This window comes from Parafrankia discariae, from assembly GCF_000373365.1.
Taxonomy (GTDB): Bacteria; Actinomycetota; Actinomycetes; order Frankiales; family Frankiaceae; genus Parafrankia; species Parafrankia discariae.
Genome location: NZ_KB891289.1, coordinates 1 through 12,559, shown reverse-complemented (window position 1 = coordinate 12,559; position 12,559 = coordinate 1). Strand labels below are relative to the sequence as shown.

Annotated in this window: 11 protein-coding genes; 7 read left to right on the top strand and 4 right to left on the bottom strand. The window is 70.9% G+C overall.

The genetic code is table 11. The features are described from left to right. The first annotated feature begins 1 nt into the window (after nucleotide 1). The 3 genes from B056_RS0134275 (at nucleotide 2) to B056_RS0134265 (ending at nucleotide 3,560) form a co-directional block, all read left to right on the top strand. Nucleotides 2–640 carry a response regulator gene (locus B056_RS0134275; protein WP_018505390.1) on the top strand — a complete coding sequence of 213 codons (639 nt, stop codon included), beginning with the start codon at nucleotides 2–4 and terminating at the stop codon, nucleotides 638–640. A gap of 347 nt (nucleotides 641–987) precedes the next feature. Next, entirely contained in the window at nucleotides 988–2,553 is a 1,566-nt protein-coding gene (locus tag B056_RS0134270) for a bifunctional aminoglycoside phosphotransferase/ATP-binding protein (RefSeq protein ID WP_230203325.1), read from the top strand. Nucleotides 2,554–2,666: 113 nt separating this feature from the next. After that, nucleotides 2,667–3,560 (top strand): universal stress protein, encoded by an 894-nt coding sequence (locus tag B056_RS0134265; protein WP_018506346.1) that lies wholly within the window; start codon nucleotides 2,667–2,669, stop codon nucleotides 3,558–3,560. Here the strand turns inward: B056_RS0134265 and B056_RS0134260 are convergent. Genes B056_RS0134260 through B056_RS0134250 form a run of 3 tightly spaced genes read right to left on the bottom strand, consistent with a single transcriptional unit; the run spans nucleotide 3,557 to nucleotide 6,630 of the window. Next, entirely contained in the window at nucleotides 3,557–3,793 is a 237-nt protein-coding gene (locus B056_RS0134260; RefSeq protein WP_018506345.1) for a hypothetical protein, read from the bottom strand. The two genes, B056_RS0134265 and B056_RS0134260, sit on opposite strands and share 4 nt — an antisense overlap. Before the next feature lie 45 nt (nucleotides 3,794–3,838). Continuing rightward, on the bottom strand, nucleotides 3,839–6,286 hold the full coding sequence (locus tag B056_RS0134255; protein ID WP_018506344.1) for a phosphoketolase family protein: 2,448 nt from the start codon (nucleotides 6,284–6,286) through the stop codon (nucleotides 3,839–3,841). Beyond that, entirely contained in the window at nucleotides 6,283–6,630 is a 348-nt protein-coding gene (locus B056_RS0134250; RefSeq protein WP_018506343.1) for a helicase associated domain-containing protein, read from the bottom strand. The genes B056_RS0134255 and B056_RS0134250 overlap by 4 nt, the downstream gene beginning before the upstream one ends. Before the next feature lie 241 nt (nucleotides 6,631–6,871). On the opposite strand from B056_RS0134250, the gene nhaA reads away from it, so the two are divergent. The 4 genes from nhaA to B056_RS0134230 all read left to right on the top strand — a co-directional run bounded on the left by nhaA (nucleotide 6,872) and on the right by B056_RS0134230 (nucleotide 12,330). Further along, on the top strand, nucleotides 6,872–8,191 hold the full coding sequence (nhaA, locus tag B056_RS0134245; protein WP_018506342.1) for a Na+/H+ antiporter NhaA: 1,320 nt from the start codon (nucleotides 6,872–6,874) through the stop codon (nucleotides 8,189–8,191). Further along, complete coding sequence (locus B056_RS0134240) at nucleotides 8,188–9,264, top strand: LacI family DNA-binding transcriptional regulator (protein WP_051105827.1); 1,077 nt, start codon at nucleotides 8,188–8,190, stop codon at nucleotides 9,262–9,264. Before nhaA ends, B056_RS0134240 begins: the two co-directional genes overlap by 4 nt. A gap of 270 nt (nucleotides 9,265–9,534) precedes the next feature. Further along, the gene (locus B056_RS0134235; RefSeq protein ID WP_018506340.1) at nucleotides 9,535–10,305 is read left to right on the top strand and encodes an SDR family NAD(P)-dependent oxidoreductase; all 771 of its coding nucleotides are present in this window, start codon (nucleotides 9,535–9,537) and stop codon (nucleotides 10,303–10,305) included. A gap of 888 nt (nucleotides 10,306–11,193) precedes the next feature. Continuing rightward, nucleotides 11,194–12,330, top strand: coding sequence for an HNH endonuclease signature motif containing protein (locus B056_RS0134230; RefSeq protein WP_018506339.1), 1,137 nt, complete (start codon nucleotides 11,194–11,196; stop codon nucleotides 12,328–12,330). Here the strand turns inward: B056_RS0134230 and B056_RS42265 are convergent. Then, a partial coding sequence (locus tag B056_RS42265) for an IS30 family transposase (RefSeq protein WP_154676862.1) occupies nucleotides 12,299–12,559 on the bottom strand: 261 nt, incomplete at its 5' end. The two genes, B056_RS0134230 and B056_RS42265, sit on opposite strands and share 32 nt — an antisense overlap.

Sequence of the window (12,559 nt, the reverse complement as noted above, 5' to 3'; positions counted from 1 at the left end):
CATGGAGAAGATCCGGGTGTTCGTTCTCGATGACCACGAGATCGTGCGTAATGGTCTGCGTCAGACGCTCGCCCGGCATGACGATATCGAGGTCGTCGGTGAGGCCGGGCTGGCCGCGGAGGCGTTGCGGCGGATTCCCGCGTTGCATCCGCATGTGGCGGTGCTGGACGGGCGGCTGCCTGATGGCAGCGGCATCGACGTGTGTCGGGAGGTGCGTTCGGCGTTGCCGGACGTGGCGTGCCTGATTCTGACGTCCTATGACGATGACGAGGCGTTGTTCTCGGCGATCATGGCGGGGGCGGCGGGGTACGTGTTGAAGGAGATCCGGGGCAACGATCTGGTGGGGGCGATCCGGACGGTGGCGTCGGGGCAGTCGTTGCTGGCGCCGTCGGTGACGCGGCGGGTGTTGGAGCGGTTGCGGGACGGGCCGAACGAGGACCCGGCGATGGCGACGCTGAACCAGCGGGAGCGTGAGATCCTGCAGTTGATCGCGGACGGGTTGACGAACCGGCAGATCGGCACGCGGCTGGGGTTGTCGGAGAAGACGGTGAAGAACTACGTGTCGAGCATTCTGGAGAAGCTCGGCCTGGCGAGCCGCACGCAGGCCGCCGTCTACCTGATGAAGCAGAGCGGGGAGTAGCCCGGGCGGATGCGGGGGGCGGCCGCCGGCCGCCCCCCGCGCACGCGTCCGGCGTCCGGGTCCGGCGGCTGGTGGCTGGTGGCTGGGTGACCGCGGTGGCAGGTGGCGACGGTCCGAAGGTCCCGTCGGCACGGGGCAGGAGGTCGGGCGGACCGGCGTCCCGATCGTCCCCTGACGGCCCGGCCCGAATGGGGGATCGTTTCCCGTGGAGGGAGTCGGACCACGACGGACGATCCCGGAGCCCGGATTACTCGGCCGGTAACGGTGCACCAGATGTCGGTGGTCGTGGCGGATATCGTCCCGAACAACACGTCTGGAGACGTCGGATGCTGGTTCGGAAGAATTCGATGCGGGACAGTTATGATCTCCGTTCCGATTTTTCTGGGGAGCTGGAGTCTGGGGAGCTGGAGAACGAGGCGTTGGAGCGGCACCCGGCCCCGGAGCTTCATCTTGACAATCGGGAGACAGTGGAGACGCATACCGCGATCCTCTTTCTCACCGCGGACCGCGTCTACAAGCTGCGCAAGCCGGTCGATCTCGGCTTCGTGGACCTCCGGACCCGGCCGGCGCGGCTCGCGTCCTGCGAGAACGAGGTGCGCCTCAACCGGCGGCTGGCCCCGGACGTTTATCTCGGCGTCGCCGATATTCGGGACGAGGCCGGTCACCCGCGTGACCACATGGTCGTGATGCGCCGGCTGCCCGCCGACCGCCGACTTTCGGAACTGGTGCGCGGCGGTGCCGACCTGACCGGCGAGCTGCGCGCGATCGCCCGCACGATGGCGGCGTTCCACGAGCGGTGCGAGACGTCGCCGGAGATCGCCCGAACGGGTGGCCTCGCCAACCTGGAGGCGCTGTGGCTGGAGGCGATGGACGCCGTGGCGCCGTTCCGCGGCTCGATCCTGGACGCCGGCACCGTCGACGAGATCGGTCGGCTGGCGCTGCGGTACCTGGCCGGGCGGGGCCCGCTGCTCGCGCAGCGGCAGCGCGCCGGGCGGATCCGCGACGGCCACGGCGACCTGCTCGCCGACGACATCTACTGCCTGGGCGACGGCCCGCGGGTGCTCGACTGCATCAACTTCGACCGCCGGCTGCGGGTCGGTGACGTCCTCGCCGACGTTGCCTTCCTCGCCATGGACCTGGAGCGGCTCGGCGCCCCGGCGGCGGCCCGGACCTTCCTCGACGCCTACCGCGAGTTCTCCGGCGAGACCCATCCGGCGTCCCTGGAGCACCTCTACATCGCCTACCGGGCGTTCGTCCGGGTGCGCATCGCGTGCATCCGCGACCACCAGGGCGATCCGGAGGCCGCCGAGGAGGCCCGCCGGCTCGCCGACATCGCGCTGGCGCACCTGCGCCGGGGCCGGGTGCGGCTCGTGCTCGTCGGCGGGCTGCCCGGCACGGGCAAGTCGACGCTGGCCAGCGGCCTGGTCGCCGCGCGGGACGAATGGGTTCTGCTGCGCTCGGACGTCGTGCGCAAGGAGCTCGCCGGCCTCGCCCCGGACGTCGCCGTCGAGGTCGAACCCGGCGAGGGGATCTACAGCGCCGAGTCGACCGAGCACGGCTACGCCGAGCTGATCACGAGGGCCCGGCAGGCGCTGGAAAACGGCCAGAGCGTCGTCCTCGACGCCTCATGGTCGTCCGCGCGGTTCCGGGAGCTCGCGGCCGAGGCGGCGAAGGCGACCGGCGCCGACCTGGCGCAGGTGCGCTGCGTGGCCCCGGCGCGGACCGCCGTCGCCCGCATCGACTCACGGCGGGCGGTGCGGGCGTGCGGGACCGGCGGGGACGCCTCGGACGCGACCGCGGCCGTGTACGCGTCGATGGCCGATCGCACCGACCCCTGGCCGGCCGCGATCGACGTCGACACCACGGTGTCCGTCGCGGAGACGGTCGCCGCCGCGAGCCGAATCGTCGGCTGACGTTCTTACGGCTGACGTTCCCACGGAGCCCGGTGCGGGCCCCGGTCAGACGCCCGCTCGTCGAACACCCGCCGCGGGAGAGACGAGCGGGCGCAGCGAAGGAGAAAAGTGCCATGGCTGGAATCGTGGTCGGAGTGGACGGGTCGCCCGACGCCGAGGAGGCGCTGCGGTGGGCGATGGCGCAGGCGCGCCGGCAGGACTGCCCGCTCACCGTCCTGCTCGCCTGGGATCCGAAGCACTGCCCGCCTGCCGTGTCCTCGGTGACCGCGACGGCGGACGCGGAGAAGGCGGGCGCCGGGACGGCGGGCGAACACGAGACCCAGGCCGCGGCCTACCACGTGCTGCAGACCGCGATCGGCCGCGCCGCCAAGCTCTCCCGGCCCACCGCGATGGTCGAGAGGGTGGAGCATCGGGACGCGGCCGAGGCGCTGCTCGACGCCTCCGCCGATGCGGAGATGCTGGTCCTGGGCCTGCACGGGGCCAACCGCAAGCACCGCCTGTTCGCCGGGTCGGTCACCGAGGTCTGCCTGCACCGGGCGAGCTCGGCGGTGGTCGTCGTGCGCCCCGGTCACCTCCGGCCCACCGGCCCGGTGGTCGTCGGCGTCGACGGTTCCGCGGCCTCGGTCGCGGCGCTGCGGGTGGCGGCGGCGCAGGCCCGGTCGGGTGAGACCAGCCTGCGTGTCGTGCACTCCTGGTTCCCGGCGGCCCCGCTGTACCCGGGGGTGTACATGGGGCTGGACGTCCCGACCCTGGAGAAGGCGGCGCGGGCGCTGCTGGACGACTGCGTCGCGCAGGTACAGGAGGAGAACACCGACCTGCGGATCGAGCGGGTGCTGGTCGAGGACGCGGCGGTGCCCGGCCTGCTCCGGGTGTCCGCCGACGCGAGCCTGCTCGTCGTCGGCGCCCGCGGGCACGGCGGGTTCGCCGGGCTGCTCCTCGGCTCGGTCAGCCACCAGTGCGTCCACCACGCCGACTGCCCGGTCGCCGTCGTCCGGGCGACCGGCTAGCGACTCGCCGTCTGCCTCCTGCCCCCGGCAGTGGGCGTGACGTGTCCCTCGAACTCGGCGTTCTCCTCGAGGGGGACACCGAGGTCGAGGTCGGCGAGCAGCTCACCCCACGCCGCGAAGTCCCCGACGGCCAGACCGTCACGGGTGACGCGGAGCACGCGAGCGCGCCGCCCGCCGTCCATCGAAATGATCGTCTCCTCGACCCGGTAACCGTTGCTGGTGCTCCATCGCATGCAGCCAGGGTGCCCCGCCGCGCGCGGGCGTTCACCGGCGCGCGGTCACCCGCTGGCATGACCTTCGGCGAGCCCCCGTGCGACTGTCCGCCCCGCCCGTCCCGGCCAGGTCCACTCCTGGATCTCGGGCAGATCCTCGAAGTGCTCGGTGACGTGGGCGTGGTGGCGGGTCAGCTGGTCCTGGCAGTGGCTGACCAGGCGGTCCGTTCCGGGACGGGTGGTCCGGGCGAACTCCACGGCGAGCTGGGCCAGGTGGTACCGGCTCAGGCCGTTGCGGACGACCATGTCGAACGGGGTCGTGGTCGTGCCCTGCTCGGTGAACCCGCGGACGTGGAACCGCTGCGGGTTCGCCCGGCCGTGCAGCAGTTGGTGGACGGCCCGGCTGTAGCCGTGGAAGCCGACGACGACGTCCGTCGAGTCGGTGAACAGCGCGCGGAACATCGGGGTGGAGAACCCGTGCGGGTGCAGGTCCGAGCGCAGCAGGGCCATCAGGTCGATGATGTTGACGACCCGGACGGCCAGGCTGGGCACGTACCGGCGGAGCAGGTCCGCGGCCGCGAGGATCTCCAGCGTCGGCACGTCGCCGATCCCGGCGAGGACCACGTCCGGCTCACGGTCGAGGTCGGTCTCGGTGCCCGCCCAGTCCCAGACCGACCCGCCGCGGGCGGCGTGCTCGGCGGCCTCGTCGGCGGTCAGGTACTGCAGGTGCGGCTGCTTGTCGGCGACGAGCAGGTTGACGTGGTCGCGACTCCGTAGGCAGTGGTCGGCGACCGAGAGCAGGCTGTTCGCGTCCGGCGGCAGCCAGATCCGGGCGACCCCGGGGGAGAGCGGCACGACCGTGTCGATCAGCCCCGGCCCCTGGTGCGAGAAACCGTTGTGGTCGTTGCGCCAGCAGGTGCTGGTCAGCAGGACGTTCAGGCTCGGGACGGGCGCCCGCCACGCCAGCCGGCTCGCCTCCTGCAGCCACTTGGTGTGCTGGATGACCATCGACGCCGACACCATCGCGAACGCCTCGTAGGTGGCGAACAGGCCGTGCCGGCCGGTCAGGGTGTAGCCCTCCAGCCAGCCCTCGCACAGGTGCTCGGAGAGGACCTCCATCGCCCGGCCGGTCGGGCTGACCCGGTCGTCGCGCGGGTCGATCGGCGCGACCAGGCAGCGGTCGGTGACGTCCAGGATCGCGCCGAGCCGGTTGCTGGCCAGCTCGTCCGGGCTGAACACCCGGAAGGTGGTCGGATTGTCCCGGTAGACATCGGCCAGCAGCTCGCCGAGCGGCCGGGTCGTCTCGTGGACGAGGGTGCCGCGTCGCGCCGGGTCGATGTCGAGCGCGTACGCCCGCCAGTCCCGCAGCCGCAGCGGCTCGGTGCGCAGGCCGCCGTTGGCGTAGCTGGTGGCGCCCAGCCGGGCCGGGCCGTCCGGGGCGAGCGCCGCCAGTTCGGGGACCAGCCGGCCGTCGGCGTCGAACAGCCGCTCGGGCTGGTACGACCGCAGCCAGGTCTCCAGCTGGGCGAGATGCTCCGGGTTGTCCCGCACCCCCGCCAGCGGCACCTGGTGCGCGCGGAATGTCCCCTCGACGAGGACGCCGTCCACCTCGTGCGGGCCGGTCCAGCCCTTCGGGGTACGCAGTACGATCATCGGCCAGATCGGCGCCTCGGTGACGGTCGCGCCCGGCCGCCGGGCCGTCCGCTGAATGTCGCGGATGCGGGCGTGCGCGGTGGTCAGCGCGGCGTCGAAGGCCCGGTGCACCGCCCGGACGTCGTCCCCCTCCACCCACAGGACGTCGTAGCCGTGGCCGGCGAACAGATGGTTCACCCGCTCCCGGGAGAGCCGGCCGAGCACCGTCGGGTTGGCGATCTTGTACTCGTTGAGGTTGAGGATCGGCAGCACCGCCCCGTCGCGGGCCGGGTTGAGGAAGTCGACGCCCTTCCAGCTGCCCTCCAGCGGGCCGGTCTCGGCCTCGCCGTCGCCGACGACCGCGGCGACCAACAGATCGGGGTGGTCGAACACGGCACCGAACGCATGGACGAGCGCGTAACCGAGCTCACCGCCCTCGTGGATCGACCCCGGCGTCGGGACACTGACATGGCTGGGGATACCGCCGGGGGTCGAGAACTGCCGCACGAGCCGCGTCAGCCCGGCGACGTCCCGCGACACGCTCGGGTAGATCTCCGAGTACGTGCCCTCCAGGTAGGTGTTGGCCACGAGCGCCGGCCCGCCGTGCCCGGGGCCGGCCACGTAGAGCACGTCCTGACCGGTCCGGCGGACCAGTCGGTTCAGATGCGCGTAGACCAGGTTCAGCGCCGGGGACGTTCCCCAGTGCCCCAGCAGCCGCGGCTTGATGTCGTCGCGGCGCAGCGGCCGGCGCAGCAGAGGGTTGTCCATCAGGTAGATCTGGGCCGCGGTCAGGTAGTTCGCCGCGTTCCAGTAGGCGATGAGCCCGTCCAGCCCGGCTTCGTCAAGGCCGTGCTCCTGGTCGGGTATGGCCGGGGCGGTCACGCGCGCTCCTCTCCTGTGCGGTGCCAGCGGTCCCGCGCCGGGTCCCACTGCCAGCCGGGGACGCTCTCCAGCGCGTCGCGTCGCGCGCCGGAGATCTCACCTTCCAGATGGGCGATGCGTTCGCCGGCCACCCAGGTGGCCAGCGGGAAGCCGTCCGGGGCGGTGTAACCGTCGGGGATGAGGGTGTCGCCCTGCGCGTGGGCGTAGGCGCGCAACGCGGCCAGCCCCTGGTCGAAACGATCGTCGTCGGCCCGCTCCTGCGCGGCGGAACGCCGTTCGACCCCCCGCTCGAGCCGTCGGGCCCGCCGTCTCGCGTCGGCGGCTATGTCCTGATGATCGGTCACGGTGCTGATCGCCTTCTCACTCGACCCGTCCTGATCGCGTTCTCGCTCGACCCGCCGTGGATGGCGGTGCCGCCGACGCGCGGCTTCCCCCGGCCTGTCCCGGGCCCTCCGGCCAGCCACCGCCGCACGTTGCCACCCGGCAACTGTCCCGCCACGGGGCCACGCGGTAACCCGCACTTCGACCCGGTGGAGGTGGGTCGAACGTCCCGTCGGATGGCGGGGCGATCGGTACGCTCCGCCGATGTCCAGCGTCCCGCCCGGCCCCGGACGGCCGTCCCGCCCGCGGTTGCTTGCCCGGCCGAGCTGGCCACAGGCGCGCCACGCAGCGGGGATCCTGCGCGGTGAGACGGTCGGCGGGCTGCTGTTGCTGGTGGGAGCCGCGGTGGCGTTGGTCTGGGCGAACTCGCCGTGGCGGGCCGGCTACAGCTCCCTGGTCGGTACGGAGTTCGGCCCGGCGTCGCTGCACCTGCACCTGGACGTCGCGCACTGGGCCTCCGACGGCCTGCTCGCGATCTTCTTCTTCGTGGTGGGGCTCGAGCTCAAACGCGAGCTCGTCCTCGGGGACCTGCGGGCTCCCGGTCGCGCCGTCCTCCCGGTCGTCGCCGCCGTCGGCGGGATGCTGATGCCCGCGCTGATCTACACCCTGGTCAACGGCCTGGCCGCTGACGGCGCACCCGGCGGCTGGGCGGTGCCGACGGCCACCGACATCGCGTTCGCGGTCGCCGTGTTGGCGATCATCAGCACCCATCTGCCGGCGGGGCTGCGGTCGTTCCTGCTGACGCTCGCGGTGGTCGACGACCTGCTCGCGATCGCGATCATTGCGGTGTTCTTCACCGACCGGGTCAGCCCGGCTCCGCTGGCGGCCGCCCTGGTGACCGTCGCGCTGTTCGCGTTGCTGGTCAACCGCGGGGTCACCCGGCCGTGGCTTCTGGTGCCTCTTGCCGTCGTCGCCTGGGGGCTGATGCACGCCTCCGGGGTGCACGCGACCGTCGCCGGTGTCCTGCTGGGGTTCGCCGTGCCCGCCCGCCCCCGCGCCGGGGAGCAGACCGGGATGTCCGAACGATTCGAACACGCATGGCGACCCGTCTCGGCCGGGGTGGCCGTCCCGGTCTTCGCCCTGACTGCCGCCGGAGTCTCCCTCGCCGACGGCGGGTTCGGCGCCGCGCTGACCGACCCCGCGGGCCTGGGTGTGGCCCTGGGCCTGCTTGTCGGCAAGCCGCTCGGGGTGATGGGCTCCACCGTGCTGCTCGCCCGCTTCACCCGGGCCGAGCTCGACCCCGGCCTGTCCTGGTGGGACGTGCTCGGCGTCGCCCTGCTCGCCGGGGTGGGGTTCACGGTCTCCCTGCTCATCGGGGAGCTGGCCTTCGGCGCCGGCACCGAGCGCGACGACCACGTCAAGGCGGCGGTCCTCCTCGGCTCGCTGGCCTCGGCCCTGGTAGCCGCGACCGTGTTGCGGACCCGTAACCGGGTGTACCGGCGGATCGAGGAACAGGAGGCCCTGGACAGCGACGGCAACTCATGGGGGAATCCGGACGGCGGTCGCGGGGATGGCCGGGGATGACCGGGGGAGGCGCGGTGGCCGGGACGGACGTTCCGAGCGTGAAGGATGTCGCGGCGCACGCCGGGGTCTCGCTGGGCACCGTGTCGAACGTGCTCAACCGGCCGGAACTCGTCGCCCGGGCCACCCGGGAACGGGTGCTCGCCTCGATCGCCACGCTGGGCTTCGTCCGCAACGAGTCGGCGCGCCAGCTGCGGGCCGGTGGGAGCCGGTCGCGGGCGAGCGGGAGCCGGCTGCTCGCCTACGTGGTGCCCGACACCACGAATCCCGTCTTCGCTGACGTCGGGGCCGGAGTGCAGGAGGTCGCGGACCGTGCCGAGCTGGCGGTGTTCCTGTGTAACAGCGCCGAGGAGTCCAGCCGGCAGGCGACCTACCTGAGCCTGCTCGAACAGCAGCGAGTGGAAGGAGTCCTCCTCACGCCGGTAGGCGAGGTCGACGAGCCCCTGGCGTCGCTGGCGCGCCGGGGGACACCGGTCGTTCTCGTCGACCGGGCCGGCGGGCCGGGGATCTGCTCGGTGACGGTCGACGACGTGGCCGGCGGTGAGCTCGCCGTGTCCCATCTACTCGACCGCGGTCACACCCGGATCGCCTTCGTCGGCGGCCCGGGTCAGTGGCGGGTCGCCGACCGCCTCGCCGGCGCGCGCCGCGGGCTCCTGCATGCCGGTGCCGACCCGGACAGCCTGCTGCGGGTCGATACCCGTGGGGCCGACGTCGCCGCCGGCCGCCGTGCCGGGGAACAACTGGTCGAGCTGCCCGGCTGCGGACGTCCCACGGCCGTGCTCTGCGCCAACGACATGGTCGCCCTGGGCCTGCTGCAGCAGGTGACACGGCTCGGCCTGCGCGTCCCCGAAGATCTCGCCGTGGCCGGGTATGAGGACATCGAGCTTGCCGCCATGGCAGCCGTCCCGCTGACCTCCGTAGCGCGACCACGCCATCTGCTGGGACGCACCGCCGCCGAGCTGTTGTTGGCGGAGACGCGCGACCGCGCGGGACACGAGCACAGCCAGGTCACGCTGGCACCCGAGCTGGTGGTCCGGGCGTCCACCGAACAGCGGCCAGCCGACATCGTCGCCTGAGCGCTGTGGAGGTCCCCGTGGCCGCGCGGCCCAGGCGCCCAGGCCCAGCGCCCCGACCGCGGTTGGGCGGGGCGCTCTCGCGTCCTCATACGGCGATGTTGGCGTGCCGCCATGTGGACGCACGGCCCCGGGATCCGCCGCGGCATTCGGCGCATGCACAGTGCGCGGGGCGGCACGGTCCGCGTTGGCTCACTCTCGACCTCATTCACGGAGGCGACTCGCCCCTGTGAGCTGCAGATCGGCGAGACTCGCACGGTGGCAGACGATGTGATGAAGACACCTGACCAGCTCTTTGACCTCACCGGACGGGTCGCTGTGGTGACCGGCGGCAGTCGGGGGATCGGCCGAGCCGTGGCCGGAGGGTTTGCCGCGGCCGGCGCCGACGTCGTCATCGCCAGTCGCAAGATCGAGGCCTGCCGGGCCGCCGCCGCCGAGATCGAGGCCCAGACCGGCCGGCGGGCGCTTCCCGTCGCGTGCCACGTGGGTCGGTGGGACGACTGCGACCGCCTCGCCGACGCGGTCTACGACGAGTTCGGCCGTTGCGACGTTCTGGTGAACAACGCTGGCATGTCCCCTGTCTACGACACCCTCACCTCGGTGACGCAGGAGCTCTACGACAAGGTCCACGCGGTGAACGCGGGTGGCCCGTTCCGGCTGAGCACCCTGGTGGGATCGCGGATGGCTGCCGGTGACGGCGGGTCGATCATCAACGTGACGACGGCGGGTTCGTTGCGCCCCAACGCCAGTGACCTCCCCTACGCCATGGCGAAGGCGGCCCTCAACGCCCTGACCTTGGGGCTGGCCGGTGCCTGGTCGCCCAAGGTACGCGCGAACCTGGTGCTTCCCGGCGCGTTCGACACCGACATAACCAAGGCCTGGGGTCCTGATGCGAAGCGCATGGCCGGTGAAATGAATCCGATGAAGCGGATCGGTGCGCCCGGGGACATGGTCGGGGTCTGTGTCTTCCTGGCAAGCGCCGCAGCCAGCTATGTGAACGGTGCGCAGATCCTCGTCGATGGCGGTCTATTCCGGACTCTCTGACCTCTCGTTCCGGCCCGGTAGTCACCGGGCCGGAACGCTGGAACGAGAACTAGGGCCCCTCTTTTGCATCGGCCTTGACGGCGTTCGTGGCGACATAATTACCTGAGCCAGAGTCTCGTGGCGGCCCTTGCGGAACCGCCTTTTTCTGGGAGCTGTAAACAGGTCGGAAAGTAGTTCTCCTCGGGTGTGGCGTGGGGCCTGTGGTCTGTGTTGGTAGCGGAATCGTGACGTCTGCTATGTCTGAGATGTGTGCCTCGCATCTCATTCTCGTGCCCACTCGTGGGAATCTGGCTGTTGTGCGACAGGAAAAATAGAGCAATGCATGCAAGAATTCTTTCGATTCTGTCCGCCGGTGGATCGAAAGAATCTGAGTGGCCTTGGAAATCGCTCACTATTCTCGAATTAATGTGCGGTGTCGCACCTCCGGGGTCGGAGGCATCTCGACAGTAGCACGAGTACCGGAACGGTCAAGGCTCGAAGAAATTCGCCATGACCACTGTTACGACCACGCAGAATTGCAGTGATGATAGGGAGGATTATGTGAACCGGGCGTAGTCTCTCGCGCTCGCCGCTTGTCGTGTCCGACTGTCAGTCATACTGTCGAACACACGTTCGATTTCGATCGATTGACGGAGAGGCGGTGACACCATGACCTCTACTGCCCCCTCGAGGTGCAGCCCATCGCCTCACGAGCCACGTACCGCCATTCCTGCGCCCGACGCCCACATCGGAACCCCTGCCCCCGCCACCGGGTCAGATGGCCGGCCCGCATCCGCCAAAAAGCCCACCACCGCGATCGGGCGATCGGCCGCACACCCAGCGACCCCGGGAACGGTCTCGGAGGCGACCAGCGGCGACAGCCTCACCCACGAGACACTCGACGCGACAGTGGACGGCCTGCTCAAGGAGATCTCCCGCGCCGTCCACACGATCGCAGCCGGCCAGGCGAACCTGCTGATCCTGCTGGCGCGGTTCGCAGCCCTGCGGCTCCCGCCCGGCGCCACACACTTGCTGCTCTCCGACGGGTTCGTGCCCGAAGAAGTAGCCGCCGTACTGGCGGTCTCACCCCAGGCAGCCACTGCCCAGATGGCTTTCGCCTGCACGGTCACCCGACGCCTTCCCCGCGCGGTCGACGCACTCAGAGCGGGAGTGTTGGACCTCCAACGGTTGTATGCACTGGAGAAGGCGGTTCACCCACTGGATGATCTCGCTGCGGCCGAGGTCGAAACGCGTGTGCTCGCCGCAGGAGCGAGATCGAACCGGCGTGCCTTCACCGATGCCTGCCGGCGCGCCGTAGCCAAGACCGACCCCGAGGGGGCGGCGGACCGAGCGCAGACCCGGAGAAAGGACCGACGGGTGTGGGTCGGTCCTGACGAGGACGGGACGAGCACGCTCACCGCACTCCTTCCCGCGGAGGACGCCGAGGCCTGCTACCGGCGGATCGATCAGGCTGCCCGCTCCGTCAGTGACAACAGGATCGAAGGTGACGACCGGACTCGTGACCAGATTCGCGCCGACGTTCTGGTTGACCTGCTAACCGGTCGAAGCAGCCACGCCGCGCCGACACCATGCGAGATTCAGGTCGTCGTACCTGTCGCGACCCTGATGGGTCTGTCCGACGACCCGGCGGAACTACCCGGATACGGCCCGATCCCCGCCCGCATCGCCCAGGAGATGGCCAACCGGCCTGGCTCAACCTGGCGGCGGATCCTCACCGATCCGAAAGGACATCTCGTCGAGATCGCCGACCGGCGTCTCCCCAACCCGGCGCAGGTCCGCCACGTTCGCGCCCGCAACCGGACCTGTGTGTTCACCGGCTGCACCCGGCCATCGCAGCGCACGGACACCGATCACACCACACCCGTCAGCGAGGGCGGGCAGACACTGATCGGAAACCTCGGCCCGCTCTGCCGCCGTCACCACCGAATGAAACATCGTGGCCACTGGAAGGTCACCCAGCCAGAAGGGGGGGCGAGCTCAACCCGTCAGTGCATCAACCGCTCTGCGAGAGTAGCAGGTGATTGAGTCTTTCGGCGGGTGTATCCCAGTCCAGGGTCTGACGCGGGCGGCGATTCAACAGGTCGGCGACACGGTCGAGTTCCGCCTGTGTGTGATCCGACAGGTCGGTGCCCTTAGGGAAATACTGGCGGAGCAGCCCGTTGGTATTCTCGTTGCTCCCACGCTGCCATGGTGAATGCGGGTCGCAGAAGTAGACAGGGATACCGGTCGTGACGGTGAATCGGGCGTGCTCGGC

Bases quoted from the DNA above. Each gene is read 5' to 3' on its own strand.
- B056_RS0134260 (WP_018506345.1), bottom strand. From the start codon at position 3,793: ATGCGATGGAGCACCAGCAACGGTTACCGGGTCGAGGAGACGATCATT.
- B056_RS0134270 (WP_230203325.1), top strand. From the start codon at position 988: ATGCGGGACAGTTATGATCTCCGTTCCGATTTTTCTGGGGAGCTGGAG.
- B056_RS0134275 (WP_018505390.1), top strand. From the start codon at position 2: ATGGAGAAGATCCGGGTGTTCGTTCTCGATGACCACGAGATCGTGCGT.
- B056_RS0134240 (WP_051105827.1), top strand. From the start codon at position 8,188: ATGACCGGGGGAGGCGCGGTGGCCGGGACGGACGTTCCGAGCGTGAAG.
- B056_RS0134265 (WP_018506346.1), top strand. From the start codon at position 2,667: ATGGCTGGAATCGTGGTCGGAGTGGACGGGTCGCCCGACGCCGAGGAG.
- nhaA (WP_018506342.1), top strand. From the start codon at position 6,872: ATGTCCAGCGTCCCGCCCGGCCCCGGACGGCCGTCCCGCCCGCGGTTG.
- B056_RS0134235 (WP_018506340.1), top strand. From the start codon at position 9,535: ATGAAGACACCTGACCAGCTCTTTGACCTCACCGGACGGGTCGCTGTG.